General features: G+C 70.3%; 21 protein-coding genes and 2 riboswitches. Of the genes, 8 read left to right on the top strand and 13 right to left on the bottom strand.

The window, feature by feature from the left end:
* Position 1: 1 nt before the first annotated feature.
* Genes DMB42_RS00300 through DMB42_RS00290 form a run of 3 tightly spaced genes read right to left on the bottom strand, consistent with a single transcriptional unit; the run spans position 2 to position 1,529 of the window.
* Entirely contained in the window at positions 2 to 559 is a 558-nt protein-coding gene (locus DMB42_RS00300) for a histidine phosphatase family protein (RefSeq protein WP_125629451.1), read from the bottom strand.
* Between the two features lie 5 nt (positions 560 to 564).
* Entirely contained in the window at positions 565 to 1,332 is a 768-nt protein-coding gene (locus DMB42_RS00295; protein ID WP_125629449.1) for a CbtA family protein, read from the bottom strand.
* An 8-nt stretch (positions 1,333 to 1,340) separates the two neighbouring features.
* Positions 1,341 to 1,529 (bottom strand): CbtB domain-containing protein, encoded by a 189-nt coding sequence (locus tag DMB42_RS00290; RefSeq protein ID WP_125629447.1) that lies wholly within the window; start codon positions 1,527 to 1,529, stop codon positions 1,341 to 1,343.
* Between the two features lie 33 nt (positions 1,530 to 1,562).
* Positions 1,563 to 1,680, bottom strand: a riboswitch (cobalamin riboswitch).
* Between the two features lie 53 nt (positions 1,681 to 1,733).
* A riboswitch (cobalamin riboswitch) is annotated at positions 1,734 to 1,918 on the top strand.
* 266 nt (positions 1,919 to 2,184) lie between these two features.
* Here DMB42_RS00290 and DMB42_RS00285 point away from each other — a divergent pair.
* From DMB42_RS00285 to DMB42_RS00275, 3 genes are all read left to right on the top strand, one after another.
* On the top strand, positions 2,185 to 2,616 hold the full coding sequence (locus DMB42_RS00285) for an ester cyclase (protein ID WP_125629445.1): 432 nt from the start codon (positions 2,185 to 2,187) through the stop codon (positions 2,614 to 2,616).
* A 406-nt stretch (positions 2,617 to 3,022) separates the two neighbouring features.
* On the top strand, positions 3,023 to 3,607 hold the full coding sequence (locus DMB42_RS00280) for a cysteine hydrolase family protein (RefSeq protein WP_125629443.1): 585 nt from the start codon (positions 3,023 to 3,025) through the stop codon (positions 3,605 to 3,607).
* A gap of 11 nt (positions 3,608 to 3,618) precedes the next feature.
* A complete protein-coding gene (locus DMB42_RS00275) occupies positions 3,619 to 4,512 on the top strand; it encodes a GlxA family transcriptional regulator (RefSeq protein ID WP_125629441.1) in 894 nt (297 codons plus the stop codon).
* A 69-nt stretch (positions 4,513 to 4,581) separates the two neighbouring features.
* Here the strand turns inward: DMB42_RS00275 and DMB42_RS00270 are convergent, their stop codons facing one another.
* Positions 4,582 to 5,325: a TetR/AcrR family transcriptional regulator gene (locus tag DMB42_RS00270; RefSeq protein WP_125629439.1), complete on the bottom strand. Its 744-nt coding sequence runs from the start codon at positions 5,323 to 5,325 to the stop codon at positions 4,582 to 4,584.
* A gap of 157 nt (positions 5,326 to 5,482) precedes the next feature.
* Here DMB42_RS00270 and DMB42_RS00265 point away from each other — a divergent pair, with 157 nt between their 5' ends.
* Positions 5,483 to 6,232, top strand: a complete 750-nt coding sequence (locus tag DMB42_RS00265) for an SDR family oxidoreductase (RefSeq protein WP_125629437.1) — start codon at positions 5,483 to 5,485, stop codon at positions 6,230 to 6,232.
* Between the two features lie 65 nt (positions 6,233 to 6,297).
* On the opposite strand, the gene DMB42_RS00260 is transcribed toward DMB42_RS00265, so the two are convergent.
* The 3 genes from DMB42_RS00260 to DMB42_RS00250 are packed head-to-tail and all read right to left on the bottom strand — an operon-like array spanning position 6,298 to position 8,981.
* Entirely contained in the window at positions 6,298 to 7,167 is an 870-nt protein-coding gene (locus DMB42_RS00260; RefSeq protein WP_260477403.1) for a CU044_5270 family protein, read from the bottom strand.
* Entirely contained in the window at positions 7,164 to 7,745 is a 582-nt protein-coding gene (locus DMB42_RS00255) for an RNA polymerase sigma factor (protein WP_185844388.1), read from the bottom strand. The genes DMB42_RS00260 and DMB42_RS00255 overlap by 4 nt, the downstream gene beginning before the upstream one ends.
* A 51-nt stretch (positions 7,746 to 7,796) precedes the next feature.
* Positions 7,797 to 8,981: an MFS transporter gene (locus DMB42_RS00250; RefSeq protein WP_221761932.1), complete on the bottom strand. Its 1,185-nt coding sequence runs from the start codon at positions 8,979 to 8,981 to the stop codon at positions 7,797 to 7,799.
* Between the two features lie 129 nt (positions 8,982 to 9,110).
* Here DMB42_RS00250 and DMB42_RS00245 point away from each other — a divergent pair, with 129 nt between their 5' ends.
* Positions 9,111 to 9,461 carry a helix-turn-helix transcriptional regulator gene (locus tag DMB42_RS00245; protein WP_125629431.1) on the top strand — a complete coding sequence of 117 codons (351 nt, stop codon included), beginning with the start codon at positions 9,111 to 9,113 and terminating at the stop codon, positions 9,459 to 9,461.
* A 23-nt stretch (positions 9,462 to 9,484) separates the two neighbouring features.
* Here DMB42_RS00245 and DMB42_RS00240 read toward each other — a convergent pair whose 3' ends face one another.
* The 5 genes from DMB42_RS00240 to DMB42_RS54615 all read right to left on the bottom strand — a co-directional run bounded on the left by DMB42_RS00240 (position 9,485) and on the right by DMB42_RS54615 (position 12,419).
* The gene (locus tag DMB42_RS00240; RefSeq protein ID WP_125629429.1) at positions 9,485 to 10,324 is read right to left on the bottom strand and encodes an NAD(P)/FAD-dependent oxidoreductase; all 840 of its coding nucleotides are present in this window, start codon (positions 10,322 to 10,324) and stop codon (positions 9,485 to 9,487) included.
* A 15-nt stretch (positions 10,325 to 10,339) separates the two neighbouring features.
* Positions 10,340 to 10,597 carry an NAD(P)-binding protein gene (locus DMB42_RS00235; RefSeq protein WP_125629428.1) on the bottom strand — a complete coding sequence of 86 codons (258 nt, stop codon included), beginning with the start codon at positions 10,595 to 10,597 and terminating at the stop codon, positions 10,340 to 10,342.
* A gap of 33 nt (positions 10,598 to 10,630) precedes the next feature.
* The gene (locus DMB42_RS00230; protein ID WP_185844387.1) at positions 10,631 to 11,203 is read right to left on the bottom strand and encodes a TetR/AcrR family transcriptional regulator; all 573 of its coding nucleotides are present in this window, start codon (positions 11,201 to 11,203) and stop codon (positions 10,631 to 10,633) included.
* 98 nt (positions 11,204 to 11,301) lie between these two features.
* Positions 11,302 to 11,835, bottom strand: a complete 534-nt coding sequence (locus DMB42_RS00225) for a DUF2165 family protein (RefSeq protein ID WP_260477402.1) — start codon at positions 11,833 to 11,835, stop codon at positions 11,302 to 11,304.
* Positions 11,836 to 12,050: 215 nt separating this feature from the next.
* Positions 12,051 to 12,419 carry a LysR family transcriptional regulator substrate-binding protein gene (locus DMB42_RS54615; RefSeq protein WP_125629423.1) on the bottom strand — a complete coding sequence of 123 codons (369 nt, stop codon included), beginning with the start codon at positions 12,417 to 12,419 and terminating at the stop codon, positions 12,051 to 12,053.
* A gap of 345 nt (positions 12,420 to 12,764) precedes the next feature.
* Between DMB42_RS54615 and DMB42_RS00215 the strand changes: the two genes are divergently transcribed.
* The 3 genes from DMB42_RS00215 to DMB42_RS00205 are packed head-to-tail and all read left to right on the top strand — an operon-like array spanning position 12,765 to position 15,583.
* Positions 12,765 to 13,487, top strand: coding sequence for a hypothetical protein (locus DMB42_RS00215; protein ID WP_125629421.1), 723 nt, complete (start codon positions 12,765 to 12,767; stop codon positions 13,485 to 13,487).
* A 2-nt stretch (positions 13,488 to 13,489) separates the two neighbouring features.
* A complete protein-coding gene (locus DMB42_RS00210) occupies positions 13,490 to 14,965 on the top strand; it encodes a PrsW family intramembrane metalloprotease (RefSeq protein WP_125629419.1) in 1,476 nt (491 codons plus the stop codon).
* 54 nt (positions 14,966 to 15,019) lie between these two features.
* Positions 15,020 to 15,583 carry a hypothetical protein gene (locus DMB42_RS00205; RefSeq protein ID WP_125629417.1) on the top strand — a complete coding sequence of 188 codons (564 nt, stop codon included), beginning with the start codon at positions 15,020 to 15,022 and terminating at the stop codon, positions 15,581 to 15,583.
* Positions 15,584 to 15,595: 12 nt separating this feature from the next.
* Here DMB42_RS00205 and DMB42_RS00200 read toward each other — a convergent pair whose 3' ends face one another.
* Positions 15,596 to 16,072 (bottom strand): hypothetical protein, encoded by a 477-nt coding sequence (locus DMB42_RS00200; RefSeq protein ID WP_185844385.1) that lies wholly within the window; start codon positions 16,070 to 16,072, stop codon positions 15,596 to 15,598.
* Between the last annotated feature and the right edge of the window lie 203 nt (positions 16,073 to 16,275).

Here is a 16,275-nt window from a genome sequence, read left to right as displayed (position 1 = left end):
CTCAGACCTTCCGGTTGACATGAACGATCCGCCAGCCGTCCCGGGCGACGACCAGCTCGGTGGTGGACAAGGGGGCCACGTCGAAGCGGGCGGCGCCGAGCGGGTCCAGCCGCAGGGCATGGGCGAGCGCCGCCCTGATGGTGCCGACCTCGCAGACGGCGACCTGGTCCGGCTCGTCGCGGACGGAGTCGAGCCAGTTCGCCACCCTGACCGCGTGTGCCGCACGGGACTCGCCGCCGTGCGGCGCAGCGCCGGGCTCGGTGAGCCAGCACGCCAGTGCCTCCGGCTCCTCCCGCGCCACCCGATCGAAGGACAGGCCGCGCCACCGGCCGCAGTCCGCCTCCGCGAGAGCGGCGGCCTCGCGGGAGGGCAGCCCCATGGCGCGGGCGGTCTGCAGGGCCGCCCTGGCAGGGGCCGCCCACACCGCGGAGGCCGCCATGAAGGTCGCCGTCGATCTCAGCGCGCCGGCCTTGGCCAGGCCGGCCGGATCCGCCTCCTCGTCGGAGGGGAAACACGCGGTCCGCATTCCCGGCGTCGTCGCGTGCCGGACGAAGAGCACTCTCCTCAGCCCGGCACGGCGACGCGCGCCGGAGCCGCCGTACGCCGGGACGCGCGATCGCTCGCCCAGCCGAACAGCACGCCGAACGCCGTCCAGAAGACGAGCTGGGTGCCGATCGAGGCGAGCCTGAACTGCCACAGCAGCGTCGCCGGGAAGCCGTCGGGCACCTCGTTGACCGTCGGCAGCAACCACCAGGCGGCCACCACCGGCACCAGGAAGGCGACCACCGCGCCCACCCAGCGACCCCAGGGGTTCACGGTGATCCGGCGGGCCGTCGCCACGGCGATCGCGGTGGCGGCCAGGCCGACGAGGATCATCACCACGTAGAGCAGCGTGCGGCTGTTGATGGTGTCGGGATCGCCGACCGCCGGTGGATTGGCTGGATATTTCACGAACGGTACGAGGATGACGGCGGCGAAGGCCGTCCCGGCCGCGGCCAGGGCGAGCCGTCCGTCGGATCTCGGCCCCACCCGTCCGCGCAGGCCGGCGAACGCGAGCGCGAAGACGCCGCCGACGGCGAGTCCGTACAGGCCCGTGGCCAGGAAGAGCCCGCCCTTCTGCACGGGCCTGCTCACTTCGGCCTCTTCGCCGTGGCTGTGGCCGGCCTCCTCGGCGGGTTCGGCGTGCTCAGGCGGGGCCGCCTGGGCGGCGGCCTCCTCCAGGGCGATGGCGTCGTCCACCCGCGGCTCACCGAAGGCGAAGGCGAAGCCGCCCGCGAACAATCCGGCCAGCAGCCCCACGAGCAGGCCCCTGACCAGCAGGATGCGTACCATCCTGGCCTCTAGTGGCACGGCACGCCGAGCAGGTGCCGCCCGTCGTGCATCAGTTCGTGCAGGAACGTGCCCGTCTGGGAGATGGCACCGTTGTCCATCAACACCAGGTACGCCACGAGCAACAACACAGGTACGGCCAGCAGCCAGGGCCGCAGGCGCGGAAAGGGAATGGTCGAGGGGGTGGACAACCCACTCATGCGAAGCCTCCTCAGGGTGACGCGTCCCATCTAGCGAGGTCACGGCTGCCCAGCGACCTGGCTCCCGGGATCTACGTCCCGGATACAGTGGCGCGTCCGCACCGGCATCTCACCGGATTTCCCTTGGACAACCGTGAATCGTTCGGAACGTACCCTTCTCCTCTCGTTCCCGTCAATGCGCCCCCGGGACTTCTGGGACAAGAGGCTCATATGAGACGATGCGGTACGAAGGCGACGGCGGCACGAGGAGGCCGGTGTGAATCCGGCGCGGTCCCGCCACTGTGATCGGTGAGCGACCTCCGGCATGGCCACTGCCCTGACCAGGGCGGGAAGGCCGGTGCGAGCGTCGCCCCGAGAGCCAGGAGACTGACGTACGTCGACTTCGTGACGAGACTCCACCCCGACCGGGTGACAACACGCCGCGGGGTACCGCGCTGATCGCGCACCTGGCGTGGGCAATGTCGGAAATGTCGGCGAAGTCCGCCACCCCGGAAAAGGACGGCCGCCTGGTGCTACGAGGAGCGGCACGGCGTGCACTTTCAAGAAACACCCGGCTTTCTACCGCGTCGAGTGCACAGATTTAGCAAGCGTTGGCGGGTCGGCCGCATATCGGCAGTCACGTCGGGCATCGAGCGGGTGGGGAGGATCTGGTGCCATGAACGTTGCCCGCGAGATACGCGATCGGTATACGGCCGCGTTCAACGCTCACGACATGGATGCGCTACTTCGCACCGTCAGCCCGACCGGGGTGTCCATCAGCCCTGAAGGGGTGTCTCAGGGGCATGCCGAGTTGGCCTCCTACCTGGAGGAGTTCTGGGCGGCGTTCCCCGACGTCCAGGCGGTGATCATGGAGTCCTCCGAAAGTGAGGCCACAACCGTTGACGAGATTCTCATGGTGGGCACACACGGGGGGCCGTACACCCTGGCCGACGGTCAGGTGGTTTCCGCGACGGGTCGTCCCATTCGGTTGCGATGCTGTTATGTCTGCACAGTGGAAGACGGACTCATAACGAGTCTGCGCCTTTATTTTGATCAATTGGAGCTGCTCACCCAGCTCTCCTGCTCCATGACTTTGCCCGGTCCTTAGCGGATTATTTGATTCGGTGCATCGCACAGCATGCCGCGCGACACGGAGTGGCGCACCAGCTGCGCAGCATCGAGGGCGTCCGGGCGTCCGGGCACGGGGGTCCTCCTCATCGGCTTCGGCCGCGCCGACAGCCACCCGTAGGGCGTCCGCCTGCGGCCCTCTCCGGCCCTGCGTGATCTCGAATTCAACGCCACGATGAGCCGACCGTGTGCAGGCAACATCCCGCACCAGCCGTCGAGCGGGTTCGATGCGGTGATGGGCCGCATTCTCGCGCAGGCCGCTGTGATGACCTCGCCGAGGACACGTCCGCGCGGATGAGGGGAGGCCGGATCGTTGACCGGATCGTTCCGCAGGGTGACCTGTTCGCACCTTCAGCCATCGTCCCTCGTCACCCCACCCTTGAGGGGTGAACAACGCACTCGTCGTCATCGACGTTCAGGAGTCCTTCCGGCAGTTGCCCGACTGGGAGTTCGTGTCGCAGCCGGACATCGTCGGTCAGGTCAACCGTCTCGTCAGCGCGGCCCGTGCCCAGGACGACCTGGTGGTGTGGGTGCTCGGCTCCCGGCCGGGGGCAGGGACCGTGTTCGATCCGGCGCTGGGGTTCGTACGCCTGATGGACGGGCTCGACCCGCACCCGGGCGAGCCGCTCATCACCAAGAGCGCCCACAACGCCTTCACCACTACGAACCTGCACCAGATCCTCACCAGCCGCGGCATCCGAGGGTTGACCGTGTGCGGCATCCGTACCGAGCAGTGTTGCGAGACCACCACCCGGGTCGCCTCCGACCTGGGGTTCGACGTCGTCTTCGCCACCGACGCCACCGCGACCAGCCCCCTCCCGCACCGCGACGCGCCGCAGGACGTGCCGTTCTCGCAGCTGGTGAGCGACCCGCGGACGCTGAGCGTGGCCGACGTCGTCGAGCGCACCGAGTACGCGCTCGCGGGCCGGTTCGCCACCATCCGCACGGTCGACGAACTGACCGGGGCATAGGCTCGACGGTCATGCCCCGGGTTGTCTTCCTGCTCATCCCACAGGTGCACCTGCTCGACGTGGCCGGGCCGGCCCAGGTCTTCTCCACGGCGGCCGACCTCGGCCACGAGCACGCCCTGTCGTACGTGTCCGAGGACACGCGCGTCGCCACCGTGCAAGGGCTGCCCCTGCACGCCGACAGCGAATGGCCCCACCTGGAGCCCGACGACCTCGTCATCGTGCCGGGCTGGCGCGGCCCGGCCCGCACGGTCGGTGCCGACACCGTTGACCGGCTGCGCGAGCACCACGCGGCCGGCGGCACCGTGGCGGGCATCTGCGCGGGCGCCGACGCGCTCGACCGGGCCGGCTTGCTCGACGGCCGCCGCTGCACCACCCACCACACCGTCCAGGACGAGCTCGCCCGCCTGTATCCGACGGCCAAGGTCGTACGCGACGTGCTCTACGTCGAGGACGAACGGGTGGTGACCTCCGCGGGCGTGGCCAGCGGCATCGACGTGGCGCTGCACTTGCTGAGCACCAGGCGCGGGCCGCACGCCGCCAGCCAGGTGGCCCGCGCCATGGTGGTGTACGCCCGCCGGCAAGGAGCCGCGCCGCAGATCAGCGCGATGCTCCGGCATCGAAGCCACAACGACGAGACGGTGCATCACCTTCAGGACCTGATCGACGCGCGTTTCACCGAGCGGCTGCCGCTCTCGACGCTGGCGGACGCGGTCGGCTGCAGCGAACGGACCGTCACCCGGCTCTTCCGCCACGCGACCGGCCTCACGCCTCTGGCCTACCAGACCGCGCTGCGGCTGGAACGGGCCGAACACCTTCTCGGGCAGGGCGCGACGACCGAGACGGCCGCCCGCGAGTCCGGCTTCGGCGACCCGCGGATGTTGCGCCGCCTCCGCGCCCGGATGTAGGCCCGCCGGCCGGTACGGCCCCGGCGGCCCGTCGCCGCAGGTGGTCGCCCGGGTTCTGGTGGAGATGCGTCAGCGGGGGGCGTCCGACGTGATCTGCGCGCCGATCCCGTTGAGCACGCGGTCCAGACCGTGCTGGAAGCGCTCGGTGGCGGCGAGGTGCGCGGTCGCGGATTCCAGCACCGATCGGCTGAACATGGGGTAGGCGCCCGACGCCACGACCTGGCGCACGTACGGGCCGATGTAGTCGCGTTTCCAGCTCTCCGCGTCGAGGCCGGTACGGCGGGCCTCCTCCAGCCAGCCGATCTCCCGGCGGACCACGCTGTGGACGTAGTCGTCGACCATGCCGACGAAGCTCATGATCTCGTCGATGTCGAGGCCGAGCCCGTCGAGCGCGCCCAGGGCGAACTCGTGCACGCGCAGGAGTTGCGGGCCGAGGGTCGGGCGGCCGGAGAGCAGCCCGGCCAGCCAGGGGTGGCGCTGCCCCGCGGCCCGGCTCCGGTGCGCGACCAGCGAAAGATCGGCCCGCCAGTCGCCGGACGGCTTCTCGGGCAGGTCGACCTCGCCCATCACCATGTCGATCATGAGGTCGAACAGGTCGTCGCGTCTCGGCACGTACCGGTAGAGCGACATGGCGCCGGTCCCCAGGTCGGCCGCGATCCGGCGCATGGTCGCGGCCTCGACCCCTTCGGCGTCGGCGATCCGGACGGCCGCCCGGGTGACCTGCTCCCGGCTGTAGCCGGGCCGCCGACCGGGCCCGGAACGTTCCTGTCGTTCCGGGCGCATCCAGATGCTGATCAGTTCCTCGTCGGCCACCTGCCACCCTTCCGGTCGATTGCGTACATCGTACCTGAATGGCTATAGTCCGTTTTTGGGTACGTCGTACGCGAATGGAGCCCTTCTCGACCAGGTGACCTGGTGCGACGCCAGGACCGCCACCCCCCACAGGGCCTGACAGGAAGGCATGATCAGAATGACGACATTGACCGGCAGGACGGCGCTGGTGACCGGCGCGAGCAGGGGGATCGGCCGGGCCATCGCCACCCGGCTCGCGCGGGAGGGCGCCCGGGTCGCCGTCCACTACGGCAACAACGAGGCGGCGGCCAAGGAGACGGTCGCGGCCGTCGAAGCCGCAGGAGGGCAGGCCTTCGCCGTACGGGCCGAGCTGGGCGCGCCGGGCGACGCCGAAACGTTGTGGGCCGCCTTCGACGCCCACGCCGACGGCCTGGACATCCTGGTCAACAACGCGGGCATCCTCGGCGACCAGGGCGAGATCGGCGGCGTGACGAGGGAGGGGTTCGAGCGGCTGTTCGCGGTCAACACCACCGCCGCGTTCTTCGTCACGCAACTCGCACTGCCGCGGCTGCGGGACGGTGGCCGGATCATCACCGTCGGCACGATGCTGACCCGCGGCGCGGCCATGCCCCGGGCGATCGACTACGCCATGTCCAAGGCGGCGCTCGACGTGCTCACCCAGGCGCTCGCCAGGCAGCTGGGGCCGCGTGGCATCACGGTCAACACCGTGGCCCCCGGCGTCATCGACACCGACATGCACCAGGGCCGCCTGGTCGGCGAGGCCCTGGCCTGGTTGTCCTCGTTGTCACCGCTGGGCCGGCTGGGCACCCCGGAGGACGTCGCCGGCACGGTGGCCTTCCTGGCCTCCGACGACAGCCGCTATGTGACCGGGCACCGCCTGGACGCCTCGGGCGGGACGACCATGTGACCCTCGGACGCCCCGGCAGGCCGCGTCGTGCGCCGCCTGCCGGGGGCCGCCCTCTGGCCGGCGGGTCAGCCGGGCAGCTGGTCTGTCCATTCGGTGGCGATCGTCACGGGGCCGCTGGAGTGCGCGGTGCCTCCGGAGAGCATCGCCCAGACGGAGGTGCTGCGGAGCTTCCCGGTCTCCGGGTCGATGATGAGCGTCTCCTGACCGTCGAGCACCGGCACCTGGAAGCGCCGTCCGCCATCAGCGTCGCCGAGGTCCTGGACGCCGGGCCGGGCGGCGAGTGCCCGGTAGGCGGCGGCGCGGACGTCGGGTGCGACCGGGGCCTCGCTGACCAGCGACAGGAGGGTTTCCATGGTGGCCCACTCCTGCTGCTCGGCGTTCAGCTCGCCGGCGCTGGTGCGCAGATCGCCGGCCGCGACCGCCGACTTCAGCTTCTCGTACAGGCTGTTCGCGTCGCCGGGGAGCTGTCGCAGCTCCTCGAAGGTCATCCGCAGCGCGCCTATCGAGAACGGCTGGGGCTTGACGGGGAACTGTGTCAGCTTGCCCTCACCCTTGAGCCCTTCGCCCTTCAGCCAGAACTGACCGTTCTTCTTGTACCAGTACTCCTGCTGCGGCTTGCCCTCCTGGGTGATGGTGATGTGCCAGTACGTCCCTGACCCCTCGGGGGCGCGTTCGGCGGAGGTGGCCGCGACGAGCAGGACGTCTCGCGCACTGGAGGCCGCCGGGGAGTTCCCGGCCTGGCCGGGGACGATCACCAGAGCGGCTGCGACCGCCGCTGCGGCCAGCCCCAGCGCGGGGACCAGTACGCCGGCGCGCAGCAGCTTGCGGCGGGGCCTGGCCGGCTTCGGCTCGTCTTGCAGAGCGGTCATCACGAACTCCTTGAGCAGTTGGTGACGGCCCTCAGGAAGATCCCGTTCTTCCGGGAAAATGTTCATCGGGTGCTCCCCTGCATGGACCGGACCGCTTCGTCGCGGTCGCCATTTATCTGTCGCCGGGTCATGGCCAGTTCCAGTTTTTTCCGGGCCCGCGACAATCGGGATCTGACAGTCCCGATCGGGATGCCCAGCGCCTCGGCCGTCTCGGCGTAGTCGAGCCCGGCCCCGACGCACAGCAGCAGCACGTCCTGCTCGTGCTTGCGCAGCCGTCCGATCGCCGTACGCACCTCGGCCAGCCGTTCCTTGTCCGCGATCTGCTCGACCAGCTCCTCGGTGAAATCCGGGACGACGTCGTTCCGGGGAATCCTGACCACGACCTCCTCGTGACGCCGCCTGGCCCGTCGCAGGTTGCGGGCCACGTTGGTGGCCACGACGAGCAACCACGGCCGCAGCGAACCGCCGTCCGGGGAGAGCCGCTGCCGTAGCCGCCACGCCTCCAGGAAGGTCAGCGACACCACGTCGTCGGCCACCGACCAGTCGCCGGTCATCCGGTAGGCGTGGTTGTAGACGGCTTTGGCGTACTGGTCGAAGAGCTCCTCAAACGCGCGTTGATCGCCGTCTCGTATGCGGGCACGCATGTTCACATCCACACACTGCACTGTCCGGGGACGCGGGCGAGTTCCCGATCGTCACGCCTCGGCCTGCTCCGGGGTGGACGGGATCGGCCGAGGTGTCTCGGGCGTACGGCGGCGTGCGGTCGTCAGGTGGTAGAGCAGCGCCAACGTGGTGACACCGGCGGCCGGCAGCCCCAGCGCGGCGGGCACGATGGCGAACCACTCCTGGACCAGCCCGCCCAGTCCGCCGCCGAGAGCAATGCCGATGTAGATGGCGGAGGAGTTGAGGCCGAGCAGAACCGGCGCCGCGGCCGGGCCGAGGGCGATGAGCCGGTGCTGCTGGGGCACGACGACGACGCCCAGGGCCGCGCCCCAGATCGCGGCCCATACCAGGGTGGACACGAACGTGGCGGTCGCCACCGAGGTGAGGGCGAGGGCGACGGCAGCGACGAGGAGAGGGCCGGTCAGCACGTGCGCGGGGTCGTGCCGGTCGACCAGCCGTCCGGCGACGACGTTCCCGGCCAGGACGCCGATTCCCCAGGCCAGCAGGACGGCGGCGAGCAGCGTTTCGGAGCCGCCGGTCACGTCCCGCAGGGCCGGGCCGATGTAGGTGTAGAGGGTGTAGGCGCCGAGGAAGGCCAGCGTGGTGACGGCCAGCAGGGCGAGGACCCGTCCCTGCTTGAGCGGGCGCAGCCGGTCGCCCAGTGACGCGGCGGGGAGCATCACCTTGGGCAGTCCGGCGGCGATCCCGAGGGCCGCGACGAGGCCGACCCCGGCGACGGCCCACAGGGTGACGTGCCAGTCGGTACGGCCGATCAGGATGCCGAGCGGAAGACCTGACGCCGTCGCCAACGTGAGACCGCCCAACACGAAGGCCAGGGCCCGGCCCCGGCGTTCCGGGGGCGCGATGGCACCGGCGGTGCTGGAGGCGGCAGAGTTGATCATGCCGGCTCCGATGGCGGTGACGACACGGGCGATCATCACCACCGCGTAGCCGGTGCCCAGGGCGGTGACGGCGTTGCCGACCACGAAGACACCCAACGCGATCAGCAGCGCGGTCCGCCTGTCCAGCCCACTGGTGAGCGCGCCCATGACAGGTGCGGACAGGGCCATCACCAGGGCGAACACCGTCACCAACTGCCCGGCGGCGGGAGTCGAGACCCGCAGGTCGGTGGCGATGGCCGGGAGCAGGCCCGCGATCACGTAGCTGTCGGTGCCGACGGCGAAGGTCGCCAGGGCCAGTGGAAGAAGTCGTCTCAACACCGGGTGGTGCCGCCTTTCCGGAGGAGCCTCAGAAGTGCCGAGGGGAACCTTAGGCAATATATGGATGCTTGTCCATGTATCCATATATTGGTAGCGTGGCCGGTGTGCGGAACACAGGGGGCGGCGATGCGTGAGGTGTCACAGCCGGCGACCGAGGCGATCCGGCTGGTGGAGGTGCTGCGCGCGCTGGCCGATCCGGTACGGCTCGACCTCGTCCAGCGGCTCGACCGGATGGGTGAGGACTTCTGCAACGCGATCGGCGCCGAGATCGACGTGCACCAGACGACGTTGTCGCACCACTACCGGGTGTTGCGCGAGGCCGGCGTGACGTGGACGAAGGTGCAGGGCCGGTCCCGGCTGGTACGGCTGCGCCGGGAGGACCTCGACGAGCTGTTCCCCGGCCTGCTCGACTCCGTACTGGGCGCACAGCGCCGGACACGTGACACCACGACCATCGGCACTGCCGAGGCGCCGTAGACCCGGGAACGCCCGGTGAGCGGTCAGTCCGAGAAGATCGCGCGGCGCAGTGGAGGCAGTACGCCGCACAGCCGGAAGAACGTCCGGGCGACGGTCCGGACCGTACGGCTGGGCAGGGTGGCCGGCCGCAGGTACATGGTCGCGGCCCGTACGGCGGCGAAGCCGTTCTTCAACATCGCGCGCTCGTACGCGGCGACCGCGGGGAGCGGGTCGTGTTCACCCCGGCCGACCGCGATCAACGCCCGGCGCAGCACGTCGGCGTCGTACAGCGCGGCGTTGCCGCCGAGGCCGCCGACCGGCGGCATGGAGTGGATGGCGCCGCCCAGCACGGTCACGTTCGTGGTCGGCCAGGGCTTCACCCGTTCGGCGGTGGCGAAGTCGAATCGTTCGACGGTGTCCGCGGGCGTCCGGGCGATCAGCTCGCGCAGGCCGGGATGCCAGTCCGTCAGGTGGGCGGCGACCAGTTCGCGCAACCGCCGCCCGCGCCCGCCCGCCGGAACGTCGGGCAGGTCGGCGGGCAGGTCGGCGGGCAGGTCGGCGGGCAGGTCGGCGGGCAGCGCGAGGCGGTGGGCGACGTAGGCCCACATGACGTAGTCGTCGTCCTTGGCGTCCTGGACGAGGAGGTCCGGGTCCAGGCCGGCGGCCCGCAGCTGGTCGCCGACGCGGTCGCCGGTGGCTGAGGTGCCGTCGGCGAAGAGGGCGGTGACGGCGCCGTCGGCGTTCTGCCGGTAGCCGGTGAACTCCTTGCCGAAGTGCACGACGTCGTCCAGGCCGGCGAGCAGCAGCCGCCGCAACGTGACCCGGCTGACCGCGTGCGTCTGCTCGGACGGGTCACGCTCCGCGGGCAGGGCGTCCTCCCGCATCAGCAGGCGGATCCGTTAGGTGAACACCCCCATGCCGGGACCGGGATCCCCGGCGGTGGCCACCAGGAGGTGCCAGAGGTGCGCGGGAAGGCAGTCGTGCAGCGCCCGGCTGCCGACGGGTTCGATGTTGAGCCGGTATCCCTGTAACCGGGCGTCGGGCGCGGTGTCGCGTTCGAAGACCGCGACGTCGATCCCGGCGGCGTGCAGGCCCTGCGCCAGGCACAGGCCGCCGATGCCGCCGACGACGACGACCCGGAGCGGGCGTGTGGACATGAGATGGTCCTCCTGAGGGGCGGCGGCCTGGGGTCAGGCGCGGATCAGCAGGTGGTCGAGAAGTTCGAGCACGTCGCCGGCATGTTCGGCGGCCAGGCTCGCGCCCTTGACGGTGGCGATGACCAGCTCGGCTCCCGTCGCCGGATCGACGCCCGGGGCCAGCGCTCCGGCGGCGGCGGCGTCGGTCAGCAGGGTGCGCAGTGAGTTCCGCCAGCCTTCCTTCCGGCCGGCGATGATCTCCCGCAGCTCGGGGTCGCGCCGGGCCCGCAGATCCAGCTCGCGCAGGACGATGTGGAGCTCGGGCTCGTCGCTGATCTTCTGGCGGAGCGTGGCCAGGTGGTGCCGCAGGCGTTCGACGGGGCCGCCGTCCGGGGGTGTGGTCGCCCAGAACTGCCGGGTGGTGTGGTCGACGACCGCCACGACCAGGTCCTGCTTGGTGGGGAAGTGGTGATGGATCGAGGAGTGGTCGATGCCCACCCGGGTGGCCACGTCCCGCATCCGCAACCGCTCGAACCCGCCTTCGGCCAGGCATTCGTACGCCGCCTGCACCAGCGCGTTCCAGCGCTCCGGACCGGCCGGGGGCCTGCCTCGTCGCGTCGCCGTCATGCCGACCTCCATTAATCCACCAACCACTTGGTGGAGTGAAATCAGACACGCCGACGCGACGTCAATCCGACAGGTGAAGCAGGCCCCCGCCGGTCGGTTCAGGCGTTCTCGCGGGTGTCGTTGCGGAGGCTGAGGAAGATCAGTACGGCCGCGATGTACGTGCACAGCCGCACCGCGTCGGGAATGCCGTTCCAGGTGCCGTTCATCCACATGCCGAACCATTCGCCGCCGATGGCCTGGAAGCCGAAGAACCACAGCAGCAGGCCCACGGTGCAGCCGACGACGCCCCAGCGCTTGGCCCGGTGGAAGGCGGCGTGGTCGCGGCCGACGGCCCTGGCCTGCTGCCAGGCGGACACGAGACAGGTCACCATGATGACCGCCTCGGTGAGGATGACGCCGATGTAGGCGACGTGGTGCGCCCACGTCCACGGGATGGCGCGGTAGTTGATCTGGCTGACTGCGGCGAGCTCGGGCTTCTGCGCGTCCATGGCCAGCACGTGCCGGACGAACTCGAAGTTCGTGCCGTAGTCGGTGAGGTTGCCGAACACGACGAGCAGCGCGAAGCCGCCGACGGTGAAGGTGAGCAGCGCCTTCGCGATGCGAAGGGCGGAGATGGTGTCGAAACGGGCCACGGGTCTTTCCTTTGACATCTCTGATCGAATGAGCACGCGAGCCCAGAGGAGGTGTCCGAAGAAGGGAAAGATCCACGGGGCCCGCTCGCCCGGCGTGGAGGAACGCGCCGGGCCGCTCCACTGGCTCCGTCACTGGTGGTGACGTCGCGGGCCCCTCAGCCTGAGGTGGAACGACGTGCCCGATTGTAGCCGCGCCCGACCCGTGACCGGCGCGGCTATCCGGCGGGCTCGGGACGCAGGAGGTCGAGCAGGGCCCGTACGGCCGGGTTGCTGTCGTGGCCCGCCCGGGTGACCAGCGTGACGGTCCGGTCCGCGGTGTTCCCGATGATCGGGACGGCCGTCAGGCCGGCCTGGTGGGCCACGCTCACGGGCAGGACGGCGATCCCGAGCCCGTGCCTCACCAGCGAGGCCGGCAGTTCGAGCTGGGTGGTCCTGAGCACGATGCGCCGTTCGAGCCCCGCGTCGCCTCCAGGTCGGCCGGCCGGACGTCCGGCTGCCCCGCCCGCACTTGAGCCTTTTATCGGCAGGCTCTTGGCTGGTCCGGTATACCTTGCATGAATTATCAGCCCTGCGGTTCGATGCATGGTCCGGAAAGTGTGCTTATGGGATGCGTCCCTTTTGTGGTCGCCGCTTTGGGATTCGTCGCCACTCTCCAGGTCACGGGTGTCGCGACGGCGGGGCCGGCTCCCGTCACCTGCGAGATGGGGGGAACAGGGCAACTTACATTGGAATCACCCCCAATGATGCCAGCCGGCGCAGTCAGCGCCCAACCGTTTCAGGCACGGCTCGACATAAGTAATGTCGCCTCTGCGCCGCAGAAGTTTCCCGGTGGGGATATTCAGGGCCTGCCCGCGCAGATCTCCGGCAGAGTGACGTTCTCCCTGGAACCTGGCAAACAGGACGAAGACTCCGACCACCGTACGGCTGAGATGCTGATCCACCTCAGTGGGACAGCGGTGGGCGGCCGTGCCGTCCTGACCGGTTTCGGCACCCTGGGCGACGGCACGTGGAAGGCCGTTCCCGGCACGTACCGGCTGCACGCGACGAACCTCGCACTCACCATTCCCGGCGCGGGGCCCTGCCACGTGAGCGACATCGAGCCGGTGGGCGAGTTCTTCGTGCAGCCACCAGCCACAGGCGAGGACGAAGACCCGACGTCGGCGCACGTGGTGGCGACCATCCGTCGCATCATGATCGCGCTTGTCGTCGGAGCCGTCGGCGTCTTCCTGTACGCGAACAGACCGAAGAGGTTCAGACGCGCCCGAAAGCCACGTCCGGCCACCCCTCGCGCCCCGCGTTCCGAACAGGCCGCCCACGCCCCGCGACCCGAGCAGGCTCCCCGCGCCCCGCGCAAGGTGCCGGAACTCGCCGGCTTCGAGTCCCGGCCGCACCTGCGCCTCTTCCGGACCTTCGCGTCGATCGCGGGAGGCTGCCTGCTCACGCTAGGGCTCGTCGTGAGCTGCGCGATCGACCGGCGTACCACCCTGGACGACCTGCCCGGCCTCCCGGTCCGGCCGCCCCCGCCCGTGCCGGATCGCGCCTGGCCGACGGCCGTTCCCTCGCCCGCCGGTGCCCGGCAGGAGCCGCCCGGGCCGCCGCTCTCCGGGACCCGGCCCGCGAGTCCCGGTCCGCTCGTACAGCCCGGCAGGTGACCATGACCGACGAAGCGCACACCCACCTTCTGCCGGCCTGCCCGAGGCAGCGCCTGGCGCTGCTCGTCCTGGTGTCGCTGCATGTGCTGGTCGCGCTGACCATGCTGATCAACCAGGTCCGTCCGCCGCAGATCGACGTGGCACAGGCGGGCATTCCCGAGCTGACCAAGATCTCGAACTTCCTCAACTCACTCGTCTACTGGCAGTACCTGCCGGGCTGGGCGCTGCTCGCGGTGTTGTCGGCCGTCGCCTGGGGACATCTGCGGTACGCGAAGGCCCGGCACGTGCCGCCGGACCGCCGCGCGCGGGTCGCACGGCGGTACCGCGGAACGCTCGTGTTCATGCTGCTGGCGCTGCCCGCGTTGAAGATCCCGTCCCTCGTCGACCTGCTCGCCTGGCCGCGCGCCCACGCGCTGGCCTTCCTCCTGTGCCTGCCGACGACCCTGTACGCCCTGTGGCTGGTGCACCACATGCAGCGCTTCCGCCGGGTGCCCGTGCCCCTGCTGATGAGAGCCCTGGGATGGGGAGCGGTCGTCGCCGGCGGTTTCGGCCTGACCATGAACGAATGGTGGAAGACCTTCTCCACCCTGCATTTCCCGCTCCCGGAGAACCCCCTGGACTTGACGCTCCTGAAGGACACCGGCCTGCCCATGATCTCGGGGTTCTCCGAGGAGCTCGGCAAGGGGGCGGGAGTGGCGATCCTCTTCCTGCTCTACCGGCGGCATTTCGACTCCGTCGTCTCCGGCGTCGTCGTCGGCGCCACGACCGGGCTCGGCTTCAACCTCGGCGAGAGCATCACGTACATGGCCGCCCTCGACGGGGCGGGTGCCGGCTTCCACTTCTGGGCCCGGCAGGTCGCCGGGCTCCTGGCCGCGCACACCGCGTTCACCGCCGTCACCGGCGCCGCCTTCGGCATCGCCCGGCAACTGCACAGCCGCCCCCAGCAGATCACCACGATCGCCCTTGGCCTCTGTACGGCGGCAAGCGCGCACTTCTGCAACAACGCCATGCTCGACTACGTCGCCAAGGAGTCCCGCAAATGGTTCACCAGCAGTGACACCCTCAACGTCCTGGTGCTGACCCCCGCCCAGTTGTTGCTGTTCCAGAGCCCCTTGGTCATCCTGTACGTGCTCCTGCTGCGCCACGGACTGCGCAGCGAGGCCGGAGGTCTGCGAGTAGCGCTGACCACCCTGCCGCCCTCCTCCCGCGACGCGATCACCGAGCCGGAAGCGGCAGTGCTCCTCTCGCCCGCCCGGCGCTTCCGGCTCAAGGTCGACGCACTGCGCGCCGCGGACAATCCGCGCCACGGCATCACCGCCTACCGCCGCCTGGCACGCCTGCACGCGGCCCAGCTCGACCTTGCCGCGGAACGCTGGCACAGCCTGCGTGGCGAGGCCGACCCGCTCGCGCCGGACGAGGCGTCGTCGCGGGCGCGCGTCCAGGCGATCAAGGCCGATCTCGCCAGGAGCGGCCCGTAGCGCCCGGCCCGTCGTCCTGTTCCGCCTCCACCGTCAAGCCATGAAGGACCGCCGATGAACGAACGTACGCACCGGCTGCTGGCACGATGCCTGCTCACAGCCGTGGGAGCGGCGTGGATGCTGCTGCTCGGTGCGTCCCCCGCGGCCGCCGACTGCGGCACCATCACGTACGAGCAGCGTCAGGACCCCAGGCGGCCCGAGCCCGCGAACGAGTGGATCGTACGGCCCTGCGACCAGTCCGTCCCCGCGGTCGCCGCCGCCGTCGTGGGCGCGCTGGGCCTGGTCGCCACCGGCGTGCACACCTGGCGGCTGCACAAGGCCGGCGCCGGTGAGATCGCGCCCGCCGGACAGGGAGACGTCGAAGTGATCGGTCCCGGTGAGGTCAGGCACGGCGACGTGGACGGTGACGTCGTCGTCCGGGGCGGGACCCTCGTGGGTCACGTGTCCGGCACGGCGGTGATGGTGGAAGGCGCGACCCTCATCGGAACGGCCGGGAACGTGGTCCAGATCGGCGGACGCAACAGCGTGATCGGCGACGTCGAGGGCAACCTCGTCCAGGCCCGATCGATCCTCGGCGGCATTTTCTCCAAGGGCCGCAAGCTGTGGCCGCCCGACTGACGCTCGGCCGGTTCACCTGCCCTGGTTGGAGCCGCGGGAGAACGGGATGAGGGCGGTCAGATCCCTGATGACGACCCGGGAGGTGTTCATGGGCCCGATCGCGTCCCATTTCGCGTTCTCGATCAGGTTGCGTTCGATCCAGATGTCGCTGTGCACCGCGCCGGCGGCGCCGGTGTGCGAGCCGGTGAGCTTGCCCCAGCCCGGGTACTCCTGCGAAGGGCCGCAGTAGTTGTCGATGATCCGGATGTCGGTGCTCGGCGTGTTGTCGGCGATCCCGCCCCAGGTGGTGCCGGCGGTCGGTAAGTCGAGTTGGACCGCCTCGCCGTGCCACAAACCGGCCGTCGGCGCCTCGATCCAGCCTTCGAACCGGCATTCGCTGACGGTCGCGGTACGGACGGCGTTCAGCTCGACCCCGTGCCACCACTTGACGTTGCGTACGGTGACTCCGGACAGCTCGACGCGCTGCGCGACTTCGTCGGGGGCGCCCACCTGTACCAGTTGCCGGGACAGATCCGATTCACCCCGCTGCTCGACCAGGTGATCGCGGGCACGGCCGTCGCCGCCGCGGCCGAGGGCGCGATGAAACGCTGACCCGACCCGGTCGATCGCTCCACCCCTTCGCGTCGTCCGAAGATCCCGGGAAAAGATCGCCGGGCGATGCAACGTCTTCGTCCCTTCGGCCGTCTGGGACG

It is taken from the genome of Nonomuraea sp. WAC 01424 (assembly GCF_003947315.1).
GTDB lineage: Bacteria > Actinomycetota > Actinomycetes > Streptosporangiales > Streptosporangiaceae > Nonomuraea > Nonomuraea spiralis.
The sequence above is the reverse complement of the archived record's forward strand: the minus strand, read 5'-3'. Positions and strand labels throughout refer to the sequence as shown.